This window comes from Allobosea sp. NPDC003192 (genome assembly GCF_050275675.1).
In the GTDB taxonomy this organism is placed as follows: Bacteria; Pseudomonadota; Alphaproteobacteria; order Rhizobiales; family Beijerinckiaceae; genus Allobosea.
This window is the reverse complement of record NZ_JBNNPK010000002.1, coordinates 39,413-57,431: the sequence shown is the minus strand read 5'-3', so window position 1 is coordinate 57,431 and position 18,019 is coordinate 39,413. Positions and strand designations below refer to the sequence as shown.

Genomic DNA, 18,019 nt, shown 5'->3' with positions numbered 1-18,019 from the left:
CCGCGGCGCCGGAGTTCTCCTCCAGCACGGACTTCAGGCGAAACCAGCCTCTATGGCTCCGAGCGCATCGATCTCGATGCGCGCTGTCGCACCGGCACTGAGCCATTGCGTCCTGACCAGGCTGCCGAGCAGGACGATCTCGCCCGCCTGTAGCGGCTGACCGCGCTCGCGGGCGTGTTCGGCAAGCCAGGCCAAAGCGGCGTAGGGGTGGCCGAGCACATCGGCGCCGATGCCGGTGCCGACCTCGACCCCGTCGATCAGGATTCGCCCGCGTAACGTCGCGAGGTCTGGCAGCGCCGCAGGATCGTGCTCGCGGCCAAGCACCGCTCCGGCAGCGAAGAAATCGTCGGCGACCAGCATCGGCGTGCCCGTGCTCTGCCAGTCGACATAGCGGTCGTCGACGATCTCGATCGCCGCCATCACCGCTCCCACCGCATCTCTCACGCTCGCCGGCGTGAACGGCCCTTCCCGCAGATCGCGCGCCAGCCGCACCGCGATCTCACATTCGACACCGACCCTTACGAAATCGCCGTGCCGAAGCACCGCGTCGCCACGATGCGTCGTACCGACGAAAAGCCCGGCCGCACACGGGTGAGCGATGCCAAGATAGGCCTGCATCACCGGCGTGGTGCAGCCGATCTTCCAGCCGATACGCGCGCCGAAACGGCTGCCAGCCAGGCGCACATGAACCGCGTCGCGAACCGCATAGGCCTCGGCAAGATCGCGCGGCGCGGCCCCGGCGGGCGGGGGCGCCAGAGGCATCAGGCTCAGCCGCGCCGTGCTGACCTGTTCGGCTGCTGCGGCGATGGTCGTGTCAGGCAAGGCAAGGCTCCGCAGGTTGGATAAGGCAACCTGCCATGCCAGGGCTTCCGCTGGCCAGCACAGGCGCAACCGATGCCAGCGAGATCCGGTCTCGCTATAGCAAGGGGACATGAGCGCCCGATCACGAGGATATCTGGCTGTGCCGGCTGCTGGCGAAACCGCGAAACAAGCCCGTATCGAGCTCATCCTCGACTACACCGATGACGAGCTCGCCCGGTTCGACACGCTGCTGGCGCAGCAAGCCATTGCCGAAGCCAAGCCGACGGTCTGGGAAGGCTGGCCCGCCTTCATCGGGCTGGGCGTCGCCGTGGCGATCGGCGCGACCCTGCTCGCCACCGCCGGCGGGATCGTCGCACCCCGCTCCGGCGCCGGCATCGCCGCGCTCTGCTTCGGGGCGTACTGGATCGGGATGACCGCGCCGGGCCTGGCAGCCGGCATCGCCGACAAACGGCGGCGGCAGGCGACCTATGACGCCTTCCGCGCGGAATGGAACGGCACGCGCCTGCTGGCGACGCGGAACGGTGTCTGGTTCCGGCGCGCAGGGCTGCGCAGCTTCATCGGGCGCAGCGCGATCCGCAAGACGAGCAGCGGCGACGGCTTGTTCCTGCTGCACCTGCGTGTTGGCCAGCCGACCATGATCCCGCTGCGTCTGCTGACGACGGAGCAGCAGGAATCCCTTGCCGCCCTTGCGTCGTAAGGGTCAGTCCTGCGCCCGCCTCGGCAGCCGCGGCAGCAGGATCGTCAACAGCCCCAGCAGCGGCAGGTAGGAACAGACCTTGTAGACGAAGGTGATGCCATAGGCGTCGGCGAAGCCGCCGAGGAAGGCGGCGCCGAGCCCGCCGGCGCCGAAGGCGAAGCCGAAGAACATGCCGGCGATCAGGCCGACGCGGCCCGGCACCAGCTCCTGCGCGAACACCACGATCGCCGAGAAGGCCGAAGCGAAGATCAGGCCGATCATCACGCTCAGCACGCCGGTCCAGAACAGGTTGGCATAGGGCAGGAGCAGCGCGAACGGGATGACGCCGAGGATCGAGAACCAGATCACGAAGCGCGCGCCGAAGCGGTCGCCGATCGGCCCGCCGGCGAAGGTGCCGACCGCGGCCGCACCGAGGAACAGGAACAGCATCAACTGCGCGTCGCGGAAGCCAAGCTGGAACTGCTCGATGACATAGAAGGTGAAGTAGCTGGAAATGCTCGCCATGTAGACGTTCTTGGTCGCAGTCAGCAGTACCAGGACGAACAGAGCGAAAGCGACACGACGCCCCGGCAGCGGCAAGGCACGGCTCGCCGGCGGCCGGCCGGCCTGGGTCCGACGATGGGCCGCATACCAGTATCCGACGCGGCTGAGCACGATGACTCCAGCCATGGCGATGACCGAGAGCCAGGCGACGCTGCCCTGGCCGAAGGGCAGCACGACGAAGGCCGCCAGCAGCGGCCCCAGCGCCGAGCCGAGATTGCCGCCAACCTGGAACAGCGACTGCGCCAGGCCATGCCGCCCACCTGACGCGAGTCGCGCGATCCGCGACGCCTCCGGATGGAAGATCGCCGAGCCCAGCCCGATCAGGCAGGCCGCCAGGATCAGCACCGCGAAGTTGTGGGCATTGCCGAGCAGGATCAGGCCGCCGAAGGTCGAGGCCATGCCGACCGGAGCCGAATAGGGCATCGGCCAGCGGTCGGTGACCATGCCGACGACCGGCTGCAGCAGCGAGGCCGTGACCTGGAAGGCCATGGTCAAAAGGCCGATCTGGACGAAGTCCAGAGCGTAGTTCGCCTTGAACAGCGGATAGAGCGAGGCCAGCAGCGACTGCATGACATCGTTCAAGAGGTGGCAGAAGCTCACCGCCAGCAGGACGGAGATCGTCGTCTTCTCGAAGCGGGGACGGCTCCCCTCCATCGTGGCAACCATTGCGATGTCCCTGCGCGCAAACCTCGACCGGCGCTCCTTCTACCGCGCTTGCCCATGACCTGCTTTCGTGTTTCGGTCGAATTCTTTCGAGTTTGGGCCATTCGATGAGAAAGCTGCCGCAGCAACAGGTCGATACGCTCCATGCCGATCATCGCAAGGTTCACGGCTCGGTTGCCGACGCCGACGGCGATGTCCTGGTCCGCATCTCCGACAACCCCGCCGGCTATACGATACCCCTGCACAGCCATCGCCAGATCCAGCTCCTCTGCGCCTTCTCCGGCGTGGTCCAGATCAACACCGAGCGCGGCAGCTGGATGATCCCGCCCGGCCATGGCCTGCTCATCCCGGCCCAGTTGCAGCATTCCGTGGAGATGCTGAGCGATGTCAGCATCAAGTCGGTTTATCTCTTGACCGGCCATGAGGAGCTGGCGCAGCGCCTGCTGCAGGTGCTTGGCGTCACCGATCTCGCCCATGCACTGATCGTCGAGGCGATCCGCCTCAGCGACACGCCACCCGGCACCCGCAAGCTCGCGCTCGTGCTGGAGTTGCTGACGGCGGAGATCGCCGCCCTGCCGATCCGGCCGCTCGGTCTGCCCTTCCCCGTCGACAGACGCCTCGCTGCCCTCTGCCGCGCCTATATGGCCGCCCCGTCGGTCAATGAGCGCCTCGACGACTGGGCCGCGAAGCTGGCGATGAGCCGGCGGACCTTCACACGGCTTTTCCAGCGCGAGACGGGCCTGAGCTTCGTCGCCTGGCGCCAGCAGGCCAGCCTGTTCGCCTGCCTTCCCAGGCTGGCTGAAGGCGTACCGGTCACTGAGGTCGCCATGCTGGCGGGCTATGACAATGTCGCGGCGTTCACCACCATGTTCAGGCGACGGCTGGGCACGGCGCCGCGCAATTACATGAAGGCTTCGCTGGCGCGATAGAGCGCGGATTTGCTCAGGACCACGCCGTCATCCCGGACAAGCGGCGAAGCCACGCAGATCCGGGATCCATCATAGGGCTCCGGAGCTCTACGATGCTTCCCGGGCCGAGCTTCGCTCGCCCAGGATGACGGGAGTGGTTCCGGGCGAAGGCAGCACGCCCTAGCTTCCTCATACGTGGTCGCGACAACGGAAAAGGGCCGCTCTCGCGAGCGGCCCTATCCAAAGCACTTTGTGCGACCGAGCGCTTACTTCGGCGCGAAGATGCCGACGCTGCTGGCGGTGATGTCGAAGGAGAGCGTCGCCACTACGGTCGGATTGCACCACTTCGAGCGGCCCGAACCGGAGGTGATGCCGCGCGGATCGGCGGTCAGCAGGAAGCAATCGCTCTTCGACAGATTGGTGTCGTGATAGCGCAGATCCGCCGTCAGGTTCTTCCAGGTGTAGGAGACGCCGGCGTTCCAGTAGGCATAGTCGGGCAAGTTGGTCGGCGGCACCGTCGACCAGATCGCGAGGTTGGTCGTGCCGAGCCAGTAATGGCCGAACTCGCCGGACACCGACAGGCCTTCGAGGAACGGCAGGTTGTACTTCGCCGTCACCGAGGCGTAGGTGCCGGAGGCGCCGGTGCCAAGCCAATCCCAGGCGTAGAAGACGTTGGCGCCAAGGATCAGCTTGTCCTCGAAATTATAGCTGAGCTTGCCGTAGACCTCGGTGAAGTCGGTGTTCTTCGGCGTCCAGAACACGCCGGCCGTGTCGATATAGGCCTTCTCGCCCGGGTAGTAGTACTGCCAGACGCCGACATCGACGGTGACCGGGCCGAATTTCGGCCGGATGCCGGCGTAGAAATCGATCTCGGCCGGCGGGCTGGTCGCCAGGTCGACATTCGAGGCGTAGACGCCGGCATAGACCAGGTTGTCGTAGAATTGCAGCTCGGCGCCGCCCTGGATCGCCGGCTTGCGGTCGGTCTGCGAGATGCCGCGGAAGTTATAATCCGTCATGCCCTTCACGCTGACCGCGATGTCGAACCAGGTGATGCTGGGCGCCACCGGCGCCGGCGGCGCGCCTTTGCGGCTCGGCAGGTCAGAGGCGAGCGCCGAGACCGCGAATGCCGTCGACAGCGCCAGGCCCGTCAGCAAACCCGAAATCTTGAAAGCCATTACGAACTCCATCGAAGGTCCGCATGACCGCGTCATGCCTTCGTCACGATGAAGCCTTCGCAACCGCGAAATCGGCAAGACGAGCTTTTCGGCAACCTGCCGCGGCAATGGGCAAAGACGCCGATTTCGGCGGGTTTCGCGCCTAGAAAAGCGCCCGCGGCCATCGCTGGCCGCGGGCGTGATATTTTTACATCAGCTGATGGAGAGGCGGTCAGCGCGCCGTGGGCTGGCTCGCATAGGCGGCGTCAGGCTGCTGCAGTTGCGAGGTCCGCAGGGTCGAAGCCCGGCGCGGCGGCAGCGGCGCTCTCACCGTCTGCGGGGTCTCCGGCGCGGTCGAGACAACCGGCGCCTGCTCCTTCGACTCGGAGGAGCCACCGAGCAGCGGCACGAAGCTCAGCGCCCGCTGATAGAAGGAAGGCTGCGCCGGCTCGGCCGAGGCCGTCTGGATCGGTTCCGGCGTCGCGGCTCCGGCCGTCGCCTTGGCGACCTGCGTCGCCGCATCGCCAGCCGGCTTGACGGCAGGCTGGGCAGCCACCGGCTTGGCCGGCGCGGCCGCGACCACGGGCTTGGCCTCCTCCGCCTGCGCGCTGCTGACAGCAGCGAGCACGGCGTCGTTCTCAGCCGATTCGGCCCGGACTGTCGCCTTGGTGCGACCCTTGTCATCGAGTACGACGACGCGCGGGCCGATCAGCGAATCGACGCGGCTGATGCCGACATCGCGCGAGCCCCAGGCCACCGACCGGTTCATCGAATCGGCGCCGGACTGGGCCAACTGGCGCTTGAACGAGGAGTGCTGGTCGCCGTCGTCATAGATCAGCTTGATCGCCGGCGTGCCCTTCGACACCAAAGCCGCGACCTGGATTTCGTCCTGCTGGCGCTTCTGCGCGATCGCCTGCGTCAGCGACGGATCGATCTGAACGCCGTCGCGGTTGAAGGCATAGCGCCCACTCACCACCGAAACCGAAGGCTCGTCCTTGGCAACCTCGAAATAATCCGAGCCTTCCTTCAGGTTCTTCCAGAAGGCGATGTTCGGATCGGCTCGGTGCTTGGCGAGGTTCTCCGGTGTCATCCGGAAGGGATAAGCCTGCATCTGCACGGCGCGCTGCCCGCCATTCTGGGCTTCGCGCACCAGCGCATAGATCTCGCCGATCTGGTCGTCGGTCATCGAATAGCAGCCGGCAGAGGAGCAGGCGCCGTGCACCATCAGATGCGCGCCGGTGCGGCCATGCGCCCGGTCATAGGCGTTGGGATAGCCCATGTTGAACGAGACGTAGAAGGACGAGTTCGGGTTCATCTGCGCCGGGCTGATGGCGTAGAAGCCCTCCGGCGCCATGCGGTCACCCTCGCGCACCTTCGGGCCGAGCTGGCCGGACCAGCGGCACATCGGGTAGGTCTTGAGCAGCGCGTACTTGCCGTCGGCGCGCTTCTTCCAGACCTCGAGCTCCGACTCCTTCTTGTAGGAGCGAATCACGATCGGCTGGCTCTTGCTCATGCCCTTCTCGGACATCAGCGTGTAGGTCGCCGACGGAATCGGGATATTGTGGCGCGCGGAGCCGCGATAGCGGTCCTCTTCGCAGGCTGCCAAAGTGAGGCCGAGGAGCGCCGCCAGCGCGAAATGTCTCACAGCCACGTCGTCAATCCCATCTCGCGCGGACGCGTCAAGCCGACAATTCACCACGCAACAAGGCCAAATTATGCCCGTTGCCCGGTTGTAGGACCGTTAGCCTTGACCGTTCCTTACCACAGGGGGTCTGCAGATGGCCATATGGTGAAGCCGCGGTAAAGCGTCCGCCTGGCCGAGCGCGCGGTTGCGCACAAGTCCCAGGCTAGAGGGCCCGGCCGATCGCCAGATACTTCTGCGCCCGGCGGTCGATGATCTCGTCGGCGCTGAGGCCGGCAAGATCGGAGAACGCGGCCTCGATCGCCGCGCCCGCGCGCTCGATCGCAGCCTGGGGATCGCGATGGGCCCCGCCGGTCGGCTCGGCGACGATCCTGTCGATCACGCCGAAGCGCAACAGGTCCTGAGCGGTGATCTTCATGCCTGTCGCGGCATCCTGCGCGCGCGCCGTGTCGCGCCAGAGGATCGAGGCCGCGCCTTCCGGCGAGATCACCGAATAGATCGCATGCTCCAGCATCAGCACCTTGCTGGCGGCGGCGATGGCGATCGCCCCGCCCGAGCCGCCCTCGCCGATCACCAGCGCGACGCTCGGCGTGCGCAAGGCGAGGCAGGTCTCGGTCGAGCGCGCGATCGCCTCGGCCTGGCCGCGTTCCTCCGCCTCGATGCCGGGATAGGCGCCGGCGGTGTCGATGAAGCTCAGCACCGGCAGCCCGAACCGGTCGGCCAGCTCCATCAGGCGCACCGCCTTGCGGTAGCCCTCCGGCTTGGGCATGCCGAAATTGTGCCTGATGCGGGTCTCGGTCGAGTTGCCCTTCTCTTGGCCGATGACGCAGACCGGCTCGCCACGGAAGCGGCCGAAGCCGCCGACGATCGCCTCGTCCTCGCCGAAGGCGCGGTCGCCCGCCATCGGCGTGAACTCGTCGATCAGGGCCGAGCAATAATCGAGGAAATGCGGGCGTTGCGGATGGCGCGCCACCAGTGTCTTCTGCCAGGGCGTGAGCGCGCCGTAGAGGTCTTTCAGCGCCTGCGAGGCCTTGGCTTCGAGCTTGCCGATTTCCTCGGCCAGCGAATAGCCGTCGCCCTTGCCGTCGAGCGCGCGCAGTTCATCCGCCTTCGCCTCAACTTCGGCAACCGGCTTTTCGAAATCGAGATAGCTTCGCATCGACATCCAGATCTGGTCCCGCTTCCTCGGGGAAAGGCCACGCCCAGGGTCGCGGCGACGGAACGGTCAAAAAAGGCGGCGGACCTTGGCCGCGCCCCGGCGAAATTGTCAACCCGCCGGCATCTTCGTCTCTTCCTGCCGCGGCAGCCGGCTCGAAGGATGGGCTTGCGGCAGCAGCACCGGCCGGAAGGCGAAGCTGCGCCGCGTCGCGCGCAGGGGCGCGCGGCGGTAGAACTGCTTTGTCGCGTCGATGACGTAGACGCCGGCGAAGGGCAGCGACAGGCCGGCTCCGACCTTCTCCCAGGCCATGGCCGAGCGCATGAACAGGCGCCGGCGCAGCGGCGGCACATAGAGCGCCTCGGCCCAGTGCTCCGGCGAGAACATGGCGCGGCGCATCAGCGCTTCGATCTGCGAGCGGCTGAACGGCCGGCCATGGCCGAAGGGCGTCGTATCCATTCGCGCCCACAAGCCGCGCCGGTTCGGCACGACGACGATCAGCCGCCCGCCTGGGCTCAGCACCCGCGAGATCTCCTCAAGCAGATCCTCCGGGCTCTCGGTCTCTTCCAGCGCGTGCACGAGGAGTACCCGGTCGATCGAGGCGGTTGGCAGCGGCAGCAGGGTCGGCTCGACCAGGGCCGAAGCGGACAGTCCGGGCAAGGGCCAGTTCACCACGCCCTGCGCCGCCGGCATGAAGGCGATGACGCGCTCCGCCTCGCCGCCGAGCAGCGGCAGATAGGGCGTTGCAAAACCGAGACCGAGCAGGCGCTGGCGTCGACAATCCGGCCAGAGCCGCAAAATCATCTTGCCAACGACCCGACGCGCCACATGCCCGAGCGGGCTGGCATAGAAGGTGCGCAGGTCGACGACGTCCAAGGCCATGTCGACGGAGATGGCGCAGCAGCCTTGCAAGCGCAAGAGCGGGCGGCGCCGGACGGCCGTAGGGAGAGCAGATTGTCTTGCTCCCGACGCCGGCTTGCTTCAAGCAGGCGTCCCGACCGATTGCCGGAGCCTCCCATGCCTCTCGACATCCATGTCTTCCGCACGCTCAGCGACAATGCCGGCGCGCTGCTGCGCGATCCCGCCACCGGCGCCTGCGCCACTGTCGATGTTCCCGATGCCGGCGAGGTGCTCGCCGCCGCCAGGGCCAAGGGCTGGACGATCGACCAGGTGCTGGTGACTCATGAACATGCCGACCATGTCCAGGGCATCGCGGAGCTGAAGCAGGCGACCGGCGCCAAGGTGTTCGCTCCGGAAGCCGCGCGCGCCGGCGCTCCCGTCGACGTCGTCATCGGCGAAGGCGACCGCGTCTCGCTCGGCAGCTATGACTTCGAGACCTGGGCGACGCCCGGCCATGCCGAGGGCCATGTCAGCCTCGTCAGCCAGAAGGCGAAGCTCGCTTTGGTCGGCGACGTCGTCTTCGTCATGGGCTGCGGCCGCGTCATGCCGGGCCGGATGGAGGCGATGTGGACCTCGCTCTCGCGGGTCATGACGCTGCCGGACGCGACCACGCTGATCGGCGGCCACGACTACACACTCTCGAATGCCCGCTTCGCCGCGGCGATGGATCCGAGCAACGCCGCCGTTGCGGCGCGTCTCGCCGAAGCCGAGGCCGCGAAGGCCGAGGGGCGCTTCTGGGCCGTGACCACGATCGGCGAGGAACGGGCGACCAACCCGTTCTTCCGCGCCGGCGAGCAGGCTCTGGCTGCGACGCTCGGCATCGTCGGCAAGCCGGCAGGCGAGGTCTTCGCCGCGCTGCGCGAGGCCAAGAACAGGTTCTGACCGCATGAACACGCTGAGCGGCCTCAGCGCCGCCGAGGTCATCCGCCTGCTCGAGCTGAAGCCCCATCCGGAAGGCGGGCACTATCGCGAGACCTTCCGCGACCCCGCCGGGCCGGAAGGGCGCGGCTTCTCGACCGCGATCTACTATCTGCTCGATGTCGGCGAGACCTCGGAATGGCATCGCGTCGACGCAGCCGAGATCTGGCACCACTATGCCGGCGCGCCATTGGTGATCACGCTCTCGCCAAATGGGCATGACGCCTCGGCCCATCATCTCGGCAAGGACCTTGCCGCCGGCCAGCGGCCGCAGATCGTCGTCCCCGCCGGGCACTGGCAGAGCGCGACCTCGCTCGGCGCCTGGACATTGGTCGGCTGCACGGTCGCACCGGGCTTCGCCTTCTCCGGCTTCGAGATGGCTCCGCCTGACTGGCGGCCGACGCCGCGGCCGGCCGGAGGCTGAGCATGGACAAGCCCGTCACCGACATCCTTGCGATCGACTTGGCGCTGGTGAGTGCCTGCGAGACCCGCATCGTCAACGCCTGGCCGGCGCCGACCACGCTCGTCGTCGATCAATGGGTGGTACGCTTCGCCAATGGCTATTCCGGCCGGGCCAACTCGGCCTCATCGCTGCGCGAAGGCGGCGACATGGACGAGGCGACCCTGGCCTTCGTCGAGGACCTCTATCGCCAGGCCGGCCTGCCGCCGCGCATCCGCTTCACGCCGCTGGTCGCCGAGGACGCCCGTCGCCGCTTCGCCGAGCGCGGCTACCGCATCGAGACCGCTTCCTTCGGCATGGTCGCCGAGCTCGATCCCAATCTGCACCCACCCGTTCCCGGCATGATCGCGACCGCGCAGGCGGAGGATGCCTGGATCGACGGCGTCTGCGCTCACCAGACCGGCAACAAGCGCAATCGCGAGCATCTTGCCGCCATCGTCTCCGGCGTGCGCGTGCCCGCCGCCTTCGCGACGCTGCTGCATGAGGGGCGCCCGGCCGCCTATGCGATGAGCGTCGCCGAGCGCGGCATGGCCGAGATCGGCGCGGTGATCGTCGACGAAGCCCTCCGCGGCAAAGGCCTCGGCAAGCAGATGATGCTGGGACTGATGGGCTGGGCGGCGGCGCAGGGCTGCAGCCAGGCCTATCTCCAGGTCGACCAGAGCAATGGCCTTGCCTTCGAGATGTACAAGCGGCTCGGCTTCCGGTCGGTCTACGCCTACGAAACGCGAATCCTCGACATCTGAATTCTAGCTGCCGGCGGCTTTCGGCTCAGTGCTTCGTCCTGCTGACCCGAAGCTCGCGACCAGCGCCCCGACGACGATCAGGATGCAGGACACGGCGAGGAGCCAGCTCGCCGGCGCATAACCGGCGATGACCAGGATCACGGTCGAGAGCACCGGCGCCGCATAGGAGGCGACGCCGAGAAAGGCGACGTCGCCCTTCTTCATCCCGATGTCCCAGCAGATGAAGGCGAGCCCGATCGAGCCCAGGCCGAGGCCGAGCACCCCGCCCCATTCGACTGCGTTCGGCGCCCACAGGGTCGTCTCGAAGGCGAGGTGGCAGGCGAAGGCGGGAATGGCGCAGCCGAGCATGGTGATGGCGAGGCTCTCCGACGGCACGCCGGCGAAGCGCCGCGACAGCACCGAATAGCTCGCCCAGACGAAGGCCCCGAGCGCCGCCAGCATATGGCCGAGCTGGATGCCGGCGCCGGAGCCGAGGCTGCCGGAGATCAGCAGCGCCGTCGCGACGAGGCCGATCAGCGCCCCGACCAGATGGCGGGCCTTGAGCCCACCACCAGGCAGCAGCGCCGCGAACAGCACGATCAGCAGCGGCCAGAGATAATGGATCAGATTGGCCTCCGCCGCCGGCGCCGTCTTCACCGCGGCATAGTAGAGCGCGGTGTCGCCGAACGGCCCGTAGAGCCCGAGCAGGAAGGAGGCCGGCGTCGGCCGCGCCAGATGCAGGCGGCCGCGAACGGCGGCGATCGCCAGCACGAAGATGCCGCCGATGACGAAGGTCATGCCGACCAGTTGGAAGGGGGGCACCCGCCCGGACATGGCAGTGAACAGCGCCAGCGTCGACCAGAGCAGGATGGCGGCGAAGCCGGTCGTGGTGGCGGTACGGGAGGTCATGACAACGAGTTTCAGCGTGACGGCTGGAGACCCGTTAAGCGCTGCGCCGCGTCCCCGCCAGTGCGTTTCGGTACTCTTTGCCGGTCAGCAACCCAATTTCATGCGAAAGGCTGATCGCCCAAGCTCCTCTCTTCCCCCTTGTGGCGAAGGGATGGGGATGGGGGGCGAGCGACCGGGTGCAAGGTTGCTGGTAGCAGTGGACCGGCCCAACTCCCGGCGAATTTGCTCCGACTTTGCGCCCCCCACCCCTGCCCCTCCCCACAAGGGGGAGGGGTTAGCGTGCCCCCCATCTGGTTTCGCAGGGGAATTCCTCTACGTCGCATCAGCCCTTGATGAAGGCGAGCAGGTCGGCGTTGATCACGTCGGGATGGGTGGTGCACATGCCGTGCGGCAGGCCGGCATAGGTCTTCAGCGTACCGTTCTTCAGCAGCTTGACCGAAAGCGGGGCCGAGTCGGCATAGGGGACGATCTGGTCGTCGTCGCCATGCATCACCAGCACCGGTACATCGATCTTCTTGAGATCCTCGGTGAAGTCGGTCTCGGAGAAGGCCTTGATGCAGTCGTAATGGGCCTTGGCGCCGCCCATCATGCCCTGCCGCCACCAATTGTCGATGATGCCCTGCGAGACCTTGGCGCCTTCGCGATTGAAGCCGTAGAACGGGCCGGTGGGGATATCGACATAGAACTGGGCGCGGTTGGCGACCAGCGCGGCGCGGAAGCCGTCGAAGACCTCGATCGGCAGGCCACCCGGATTCGCCTCGGACTTGACCATGACCGGCGGCACCGCGCCGATCAGCACCGCCTTGGCGACGCGGCCAGCTTCAGCCCGGGCGACGTAATGGGCAACCTCGCCGCCGCCGGTGGAATGGCCGATATGGACGGCGTTGCGCAGGTTGAGATGCGCGGCGAGCTCGGCGACATCAGCGGCGTAGGTGTCCATCTCGTTGCCGGTCGCCGTCTGGCTCGAGCGGCCATGGCCGCGGCGGTCATGCGCGATCACCCGGAAGCCCTGATGCAGGAAGAACAGCATCTGGTTGTCCCAGTCGTCGGCACTGAGCGGCCAGCCATGATGGAAGACGATCGGCTGCGCGTCCTTCGGCCCCCAGTCCTTGTAGAAGATCTCGGTGCCGTCCCTGGTGGTGATCGTGCTCATCTGTCGCTTCCTTCGGCTTTCCGGGCGGCGGGAGCGTCGCCCTTCGATGTGGACGGTTATAGGCGGGGCGTTGCATGCTGCCGCTTGGCGGAACCGACAATCAGCAGGGCAAAACTGACAACATGACGACAGGCAAGCAGATTGTCGCAGAGATCGGACTCCTGCTCTATCCGGATGTGCAGCTCGCCGCCGTCTACGGCCTGACCGACCTGTTCCGCATCGCCGGCGAGATGAGCCAAGCAAGCGGTGGGCCGGAAGCGCCTGCCATCCGCGTCAGCCATTGGCGTCAGTCGGCGGACGGCGCCGGCGTGGAGTGCGTCTTCGACAGCCATCCCGGCGCCCTGCACGATCCGAGCCATCTGATCGCGCCGCCGAGCCTGATCATGCCGGCGAAGATGCAGAAGATGAACGGCCTCGCAAGCTGGCTTGCCGAGCGCCATGGCGAAGGCGCGACGCTCTGCTCGGTCTGCGCCGGCGCCTTCCTGCTCGGCGAGGCTGGCCTGCTGGAGGGCCGCGAGGCGACGACGCATTGGGCCTTCGCCGAGGAGCTGGCCGCGCGCTTCCCGGCTGCGAAGGTCGATACCGACCGCATGGTGATCGACGATGGCGACATCATCACCGCCGGCGGCATCCTGGCCTGGACCGATCTCGGCCTGACCCTGGTCGAGCGCCTGCTCGGGCCAAGCGTGATGCTGGAGACCGCCCGCTTCTTGCTGATCGACCCGCCGGGGCGCACGCAGCAGCCCTATAGCCATTTCGTGCCGCGACTCGACCATGGCGACGCCGCGATCCTCAAGGCGCAGCACTGGCTGCAGGCGAGCGGCGCCAGGGATCACGACGTCCCGGCGCTGGCGAAGCGGGCGGGGCTGGAGGAGCGCACCTTCCTGCGCCGCTTCCGCAAGGCGACCGGCCTGCGCCCGACCGAATACGCCCAGCAGGTCCGCATCGCCAAGGCGCGCGAGGCGCTGGAACTAAGCCGCCGCCCGGTCGCGCAGATCGCCTGGGATGTCGGCTACGAGGACGCTTCGGCCTTCCGCAAGCTGTTCCAGCGCATCACCGGGCTCGCCCCGGCCGACTACCGCCGCCGCTTCGGCGTCGCCGCCGCCTGAACAGGTAACCGACTTCGCCGATTGAACCAGTAGCTACAAGCCGAGCGCTGCACGAACGCGGTCGCCAAGTCTGCGCAGGCGCTCGACCGGTTCGTTGGCATAGACGAAGCGGATGTGCTGCGTGCCATGCGTCTCGCCCCAGCCGGCCATGGCGGTGGCGCAGACGCCCTGCTCCAGCAGCCGCTCCGACATCGCCGCGCCGTCCAGCCCGAAATCCGAGACGCGCAGCAGCAGCGACCAGCCGCCGCCGGGGACGCCGACCGGCAGGCCGCGCAGCTCCTCGAGCATGCAATCGCGCCGGGCTTGCAGTTCGTCGACATAAGGCGCCAGCGTCGTCGCGGAATTCTCCAGCGCGGTCGCGACCGCGTCCTGCCCGATGCCGACCGGCACCACGACATTGGCGAGCGACACGGCGACGAGATCCGGCATGAACGCCTCCGGCGCCACGATCCAGCCGACGCGCCAGCCGATCATCCGCAGCTCCTTGGCCGAGGAACCGACGGTGATCGTCCGCTCCGCCATGCCGGGCAGGCCAGCCGGATGCAGCACCGGCCTGCCGTCGAAGACCAGCCGCTCCATCGCCGTGTCGAGGATCAGCAAGAGGTCGTGCGCGACGCAGAGTTCTGCGACGAGCGCCCAGTCGCCGGCATCGAGGCAGCCTCCCGAGGGCATCGAGGGCGACATCAGCAGCATCGCCGTGGTCTTCGGCCCGATGCTGGCACGCAGCGCCTCGCGGTCGAGCCGCCATTCGCCGCCCGGTTCGAAGATGAAAGGCGTAAAGCGCGGCACGCCGCCGGCGAGCCGCACGCGGTTGATCAGCCCGGCATAGGTCGGATCGGTGACGACAACCTCGTCGCCGACCTCGATCGTCGCCAGCAGCACGTTGAGGATGCCGGAGAGGCCGCCGGCCGAGATCACGCAGTTGCGCTCGCCGCTATAGCTCACGCCCGAAAGCGCCGAGACATGCCGCGCCGCGACCTCGCGCAAACGCGCCTGGCCGATGAAGGGCAGATAGCTGTTGTCGGCATCCTCGCTGGCAGCGCGGAGCGTGCGCGCAATCGCCTCTGGATCGGGAAGAATGTCGGTGTCGAGGTTTTCCAGCCGCAGGAAATCCTTGCCGGAGGCGTCGGCGATTGATCCCATGCGGTCCACGCCGATTCCGGCGATATGGCGTAGGCGGGCTGGACGAGAGCGTGACATCGTGACACCTCATTTCATATATTATCTATGAAATCATACGAGCCATGAGCTTTCAAGACGAGAACGAGGCCGGCGCCTCGCTGACCAGCCGCATCGCCAGGAGTCTGTCGCAGCGCATCCTAACCGGGGCGTTGGCGCCCGGGGCCGCCGTGCGGCAGGACCATGTCGCGGCCGAGTTCGGCGCCAGCCATGTGCCGGTGCGCGAGGCCTTCCGGACATTGGAGGCGCAAGGGCTGCTCGTCAGCGAGCCCCGGCGCGGCGTGCGCGTCGCACCGCTGGAACCGGGGCTGGTGCTGGAAGTGACGGCAATGCGCGCCGCGCTGGAGGTCCTCGCCTTGCGTCGCGGCTTCCCGAGGCTCGCGGCACCCGATCTGGAGGAAGCAGCAGCAGCGATCGCCGAGTCCGAGACGAGCGACGCGGTCCTGGTCTGGGAGGCCGCCAACCGCCGTTTCCATCACGCGATCACGGCCCCTTGTGGCATGCAGCGCCTGCTTGCGACGATCGAGGACCTGCAACGGACGAGCGCGCGCTTCCTGTTCGCCACCTGGCGGGAGCTCGACTGGCAACCGCGCTCGGAGGCGGAGCACCGGCAGATCCTCGCCGAACTCCGAACAGGCCGGATCGAGCCCGCTGCCCAGGCGCTCGAAACGCACATCCTCGAAGCGGGCAAGGCGCTGGCGACAAAGCTGCTGGCGTCACGCTGATGCGCCTTCGGCGCGCGCATGTGCGATAGCGGCCATGCAACCTGCGCGCCGTGCGGCGATTGACCGCGCTCGCGCGCAGGCGCATGCGTGCGCCATGACCACGCTCCCCCTGCCGACCGCCGCCCGCCCGCTGATGCCGGTCCTGGCGGCCCTCAGCGTCGCCCATCTGCTCAACGACCTGATCCAGTCGATGATCCCGGCGGTCTACCCGCTGATCAAGGAGGCCTATCAGCTCGACTTCGTGCAGATCGGCCTGATCACCTTGGCCTTCCAGGTGACCTCCTCGCTGCTGCAGCCGCTCCTCGGCTATGTCACCGACAAGAAGCCCTGGCCCTATGCGATGGTCGCCGGCATGGGCGCGACGCTGGCCGGCCTGCTCTCGCTCGCCTTCGCCCACAGCTACCCGATGGTGCTGGTCGCCGCAGCGCTGGTCGGCACCGGCTCGGCCGTATTCCATCCCGAAGCGACCCGCATGGCCCGCCATGCGGCCGCCGGCCGGCAAGGGTTGGCGCAGGGCGTCTTCCAGGTCGGCGGCCATGCCGGCTATGCGATCGGCCCGCTGCTCGCCGCTGCCGTGGTCGTGCCGAACGGCCAGCAGAGCCTGTCCTGGTTCTCAGGGATCGTGCTGGTCGCCATGCTGCTGATGGCCTGGATCGGCTCGCGCTACTCGGCCTTCCGCCGCGAGCAGGTCGCCTCTAAGACCCATGCCGAAGACGTCGCCTCGCATGGCATGCCGCGCAGCCGGGTCCTGCTCGCCATGGCGGTGCTGATCGTCATCCTGTTCTCGAAGAACGCCTATACCGCCTCCTTCACCTCCTACTACACCTTCTACCTGATCGAGCGTTTTCAGGTCTCGCTGCAGCTCTCGCAGATCCTGCTCTTCCTCTATCTCGTGGTCGGCGCCGTCGGCGTGATCATCGGCGGCATGATCGGCGATCGCATCGGCCGCCATCGCGTGATCTGGCTCTCGATCCTCGGCTGCCTGCCCTTCGCGCTTGCCCTGCCCTATGCCGATCTCCTCTGGACCGCGATCCTCAGCGTGATCATCAGCTTCATCATGGCGAGCGCCTTCTCGGCGATCCTGATCTACGCCATCGACCTGGTGCCGCATCGCGTCGGGCTGGTCGGCGGGCTGTTCTACGGCCTCGCCTTCGGCCTCGGCGGCCTGGCAGCGGCAGCGCTTGGCGCGCTGGCCGACAGGATCGGCATCACCCAGGTCTTCGCGCTCTGCGCCTGGCTGCCGGCCTTCGGCCTGCTGACCTTCCTGCTGCCGAAGGAAGCGCGCCGCTGAATGGTGCCGACACCAGTCATTAGAACGAAAAAGGGCGGAGCCAGTCGGCTCCACCCTTCGCATATCGGCCGATGAATGGCCTCAGGCCATGTACTGGCCGCCATTGGCGGAGAGCGTCGAGCCGGTGATGAAGCCGGCATCGTCGCTGGCCAGGAACACGACGGCCCGCGCGATCTCTTCGGGCTCGCCCAGGCGCCCGACGGGGATATGCGGCAGGATCGACTTCTCGATCACGGCCGGGTCGATCGCCTTGACCATCTCGGTCGCGATGTAGCCGGGACAGATCGCGTTCACCGTGATGCCGGCCCGCGCGCCCTCCTGCGCCAGCGCCTTGACGAAGCCGATGTCACCGGCCTTGGCAGCCGAGTAGTTGACCTGACCCATCTGACCCTTCTGGCCGTTGATCGACGAGATGCAGATGACGCGGCCGAACTTGCGCGTGCGCATGCCCTCCCAGACCGGGCGGGTCATGTTGAAGAGCGAGTTGAGGTTGGTGTTGATGACGGCGTCCCACTGCTCCTTGGTCATCTTGTGGAACATGCCGTCGCGGGTGATGCCGGCATTGTTGACGAGCACGTCGACCGGCCCGAGCTCGGCCTCGACCTTGGCGATCCCGGCCACGCAGGACTCATAGTCCGAGACGTCCCATTTATAGGTCTTGATGCCGGTCTCTGCGGTGAATTTGGCCGCAGCCTCGTCATTGCCGGCATAGCTCGCCGCTACAGTGTAGCCGGCCGCCTTGAGGCCTTTCGAGATCGCCGCGCCGATGCCGCGCGAGCCCCCTGTCACCAATGCAACCTTAGCCATCGTCGTCTTCTCCCTCTTAGACGCGGCTATGAAGGCCGCGTTATTCTTTGCTGAGATCAAGACCGGGCTCGTAAGTCCGGTCCACATCCTTGATGATCGCTTGGCCGCAGATCACCCGCCCCACCTTCTCGTCATAGGTCAGGGTCGGGTGCCCATAGAGCACCCAGCCCCGGCTCAGCGCATCCGAGACCCGATGACAGAACGAAGCGTCATCGGGGCCGGTGAGATAGCGGTAGAGCGTGGTCTGCTTCGGCATGACGG

At 67.3% G+C, this 18,019-nt stretch carries 19 protein-coding genes; 8 read left to right on the top strand and 11 right to left on the bottom strand.

The window, feature by feature from the left end:
- Positions 1-33 precede the first annotated feature (33 nt).
- Complete coding sequence (locus ACQKLX_RS03020) at positions 34-822, bottom strand: 2-keto-4-pentenoate hydratase (protein ID WP_427359384.1); 789 nt, start codon at positions 820-822, stop codon at positions 34-36.
- A 139-nt stretch (positions 823-961) separates the two neighbouring features.
- Between ACQKLX_RS03020 and ACQKLX_RS03015 the strand changes: the two genes are divergently transcribed.
- On the top strand, positions 962-1,519 hold the full coding sequence (locus ACQKLX_RS03015; RefSeq protein ID WP_427359383.1) for a hypothetical protein: 558 nt from the start codon (positions 962-964) through the stop codon (positions 1,517-1,519).
- Between the two features lie 3 nt (positions 1,520-1,522).
- Here ACQKLX_RS03015 and ACQKLX_RS03010 read toward each other — a convergent pair whose 3' ends face one another.
- Complete coding sequence (locus ACQKLX_RS03010; RefSeq protein ID WP_427359381.1) at positions 1,523-2,728, bottom strand: MFS transporter; 1,206 nt, start codon at positions 2,726-2,728, stop codon at positions 1,523-1,525.
- A gap of 104 nt (positions 2,729-2,832) precedes the next feature.
- Between ACQKLX_RS03010 and ACQKLX_RS03005 the strand changes: the two genes are divergently transcribed.
- Positions 2,833-3,654, top strand: coding sequence for an AraC family transcriptional regulator (locus tag ACQKLX_RS03005; RefSeq protein ID WP_427359379.1), 822 nt, complete (start codon positions 2,833-2,835; stop codon positions 3,652-3,654).
- A 245-nt stretch (positions 3,655-3,899) separates the two neighbouring features.
- On the opposite strand, the gene ACQKLX_RS03000 is transcribed toward ACQKLX_RS03005, so the two are convergent.
- The 4 genes from ACQKLX_RS03000 to ACQKLX_RS02985 form a co-directional block, all read right to left on the bottom strand.
- A complete protein-coding gene (locus tag ACQKLX_RS03000; RefSeq protein WP_427359378.1) occupies positions 3,900-4,808 on the bottom strand; it encodes a TorF family putative porin in 909 nt (302 codons plus the stop codon).
- Positions 4,809-5,019: 211 nt separating this feature from the next.
- Positions 5,020-6,438 (bottom strand): L,D-transpeptidase family protein, encoded by a 1,419-nt coding sequence (locus ACQKLX_RS02995; protein ID WP_427359376.1) that lies wholly within the window; start codon positions 6,436-6,438, stop codon positions 5,020-5,022.
- A gap of 196 nt (positions 6,439-6,634) precedes the next feature.
- The gene (locus tag ACQKLX_RS02990; RefSeq protein WP_427360083.1) at positions 6,635-7,588 is read right to left on the bottom strand and encodes an acetyl-CoA carboxylase carboxyltransferase subunit alpha; all 954 of its coding nucleotides are present in this window, start codon (positions 7,586-7,588) and stop codon (positions 6,635-6,637) included.
- Positions 7,589-7,696: 108 nt separating this feature from the next.
- The gene (locus ACQKLX_RS02985; protein ID WP_427359375.1) at positions 7,697-8,467 is read right to left on the bottom strand and encodes a class I SAM-dependent methyltransferase; all 771 of its coding nucleotides are present in this window, start codon (positions 8,465-8,467) and stop codon (positions 7,697-7,699) included.
- Between the two features lie 135 nt (positions 8,468-8,602).
- Here ACQKLX_RS02985 and gloB point away from each other — a divergent pair, with 135 nt between their 5' ends.
- The 3 genes from gloB to ACQKLX_RS02970 are packed head-to-tail and all read left to right on the top strand — an operon-like array spanning position 8,603 to position 10,606.
- Positions 8,603-9,367 carry a hydroxyacylglutathione hydrolase gene (gene gloB, locus ACQKLX_RS02980; RefSeq protein WP_427359373.1) on the top strand — a complete coding sequence of 255 codons (765 nt, stop codon included), beginning with the start codon at positions 8,603-8,605 and terminating at the stop codon, positions 9,365-9,367.
- Between the two features lie 4 nt (positions 9,368-9,371).
- A complete protein-coding gene (locus ACQKLX_RS02975; protein ID WP_346362594.1) occupies positions 9,372-9,827 on the top strand; it encodes a cupin domain-containing protein in 456 nt (151 codons plus the stop codon).
- A 2-nt stretch (positions 9,828-9,829) separates the two neighbouring features.
- Complete coding sequence (locus ACQKLX_RS02970) at positions 9,830-10,606, top strand: GNAT family N-acetyltransferase (protein ID WP_427359371.1); 777 nt, start codon at positions 9,830-9,832, stop codon at positions 10,604-10,606.
- Positions 10,607-10,609: 3 nt separating this feature from the next.
- Here the strand turns inward: ACQKLX_RS02970 and yddG are convergent, their stop codons facing one another.
- Both yddG and ACQKLX_RS02960 read right to left on the bottom strand, forming a co-directional pair.
- Positions 10,610-11,494 (bottom strand): aromatic amino acid exporter YddG, encoded by an 885-nt coding sequence (yddG, locus tag ACQKLX_RS02965; RefSeq protein ID WP_427359369.1) that lies wholly within the window; start codon positions 11,492-11,494, stop codon positions 10,610-10,612.
- Between the two features lie 322 nt (positions 11,495-11,816).
- Positions 11,817-12,647: an alpha/beta fold hydrolase gene (locus ACQKLX_RS02960; protein ID WP_427359368.1), complete on the bottom strand. Its 831-nt coding sequence runs from the start codon at positions 12,645-12,647 to the stop codon at positions 11,817-11,819.
- A 122-nt stretch (positions 12,648-12,769) separates the two neighbouring features.
- On the opposite strand from ACQKLX_RS02960, the gene ACQKLX_RS02955 reads away from it, so the two are divergent.
- Positions 12,770-13,756, top strand: coding sequence for a GlxA family transcriptional regulator (locus tag ACQKLX_RS02955; RefSeq protein ID WP_427359366.1), 987 nt, complete (start codon positions 12,770-12,772; stop codon positions 13,754-13,756).
- 33 nt (positions 13,757-13,789) lie between these two features.
- On the opposite strand, the gene ACQKLX_RS02950 is transcribed toward ACQKLX_RS02955, so the two are convergent.
- A complete protein-coding gene (locus tag ACQKLX_RS02950; protein ID WP_427359364.1) occupies positions 13,790-14,956 on the bottom strand; it encodes a pyridoxal phosphate-dependent aminotransferase in 1,167 nt (388 codons plus the stop codon).
- Between the two features lie 44 nt (positions 14,957-15,000).
- Between ACQKLX_RS02950 and ACQKLX_RS02945 the strand changes: the two genes are divergently transcribed.
- Both ACQKLX_RS02945 and ACQKLX_RS02940 read left to right on the top strand, forming a co-directional pair.
- Positions 15,001-15,660, top strand: coding sequence for a GntR family transcriptional regulator (locus ACQKLX_RS02945; protein WP_427359362.1), 660 nt, complete (start codon positions 15,001-15,003; stop codon positions 15,658-15,660).
- Between the two features lie 94 nt (positions 15,661-15,754).
- Positions 15,755-16,951, top strand: coding sequence for an MFS transporter (locus ACQKLX_RS02940; RefSeq protein ID WP_427359360.1), 1,197 nt, complete (start codon positions 15,755-15,757; stop codon positions 16,949-16,951).
- 81 nt (positions 16,952-17,032) lie between these two features.
- Here the strand turns inward: ACQKLX_RS02940 and phbB are convergent, their stop codons facing one another.
- Together phbB and ACQKLX_RS02930 are read right to left on the bottom strand one after the other, a co-directional pair.
- Complete coding sequence (gene phbB, locus ACQKLX_RS02935; protein ID WP_427359358.1) at positions 17,033-17,758, bottom strand: acetoacetyl-CoA reductase; 726 nt, start codon at positions 17,756-17,758, stop codon at positions 17,033-17,035.
- Positions 17,759-17,798: 40 nt separating this feature from the next.
- Positions 17,799-18,014 (bottom strand): DUF1737 domain-containing protein, encoded by a 216-nt coding sequence (locus tag ACQKLX_RS02930; RefSeq protein ID WP_427359357.1) that lies wholly within the window; start codon positions 18,012-18,014, stop codon positions 17,799-17,801.
- Positions 18,015-18,019: the final 5 nt, after the last annotated feature.